The organism is Blastococcus sp. MG754426 (genome assembly GCF_021699055.1).
Classification (GTDB): Bacteria; Actinomycetota; Actinomycetes; order Mycobacteriales; family Geodermatophilaceae; genus Blastococcus.
In genome coordinates this window covers 1-889 of record NZ_SSXC01000170.1, presented here as the reverse complement: position 1 = coordinate 889, position 889 = coordinate 1, and the positions used below count along the sequence as shown (strand labels likewise).

Sequence of the window (889 nt, the reverse complement as noted above, 5' to 3'; positions counted from 1 at the left end):
CGGTGACCTGCAGGTCGTCGAACCGGACGGCGACCGGGCTGCTCGAGCTGCCCGACAGGTAGGCCGCCAGGCCCACCGAGCCCGGCGCCTGCAGGGCCGCGGTGGCGTCGGCGCGCGCCAGCGTCGGCACGGTCGGCTCGGGGTCACCGGCCCGCCAGACCGTCAGCTCCAGGTCCGTCGTGCCGGTCCCGGTCACCCGCAGGTGCACCTGCAGCGGCAGGTCCGGGGTGTAGGTCAGCCCCGGCAGCGTGACGAAGCCCAGCGTGGTCTCCACGCCCCCGACCTCGCGCACCAGCGACACGCCCACCTCCCCCGTGGGCAGCACCCGGACCCGCGCCTTGTACTGCGCCGTCCCGACCCGGCGGCCGGTCACGTAGGCGTAGGCCCCGGTGCCGTTGGCCGGCGTCCGGGAGAACGACACCGTCGTCCGCAGGTCGACCTCGGTGGCCGCGACATCGGCCAGGTGGGAGCCGGCGTTGTTGCCCGGACCCACCGTCAGCACCGCAGCCCCGCCGGTGACCGCCTGCCGCGCGGCGCCCATCAGGACCGTCCACCCGCCACCGGCGTCCGCGGTCCCCAGCCCGCCGGTCACCGACCGCTGGAAGGCGTCGGCCGCCAGCACCTGCGGCTGCGCCGGCCCGTCCGGGGCGGCCACCGTCACCGTCCGCGTCGCGCTCGCCGTCGCGCCCTCCTCGTCGGTCACCGTCAGCGTCACGGTGTAGGAGCCCGCTTCGGCGTAGGTGTGCGTCGCGGTCGCCCCCGAACCCGGCGCCGTCCCGTCACCCCAGGTCCAGGCGTGCCCGGCGACGGCACCGTCGGAATCGGTCGAGCCGCTGCCGTCCACCGCCACCGACAGACCCGCCACCTGCGCGGTGAAGGACGCCGCCGG

General features: G+C 76.8%; 1 protein-coding gene. It reads right to left on the bottom strand.

The features are described from left to right. Positions 1–889, bottom strand: an 889-nt coding sequence (locus E9549_RS22830; RefSeq protein WP_236828890.1) for a PKD domain-containing protein, incomplete at both ends; no start/stop codon positions are given.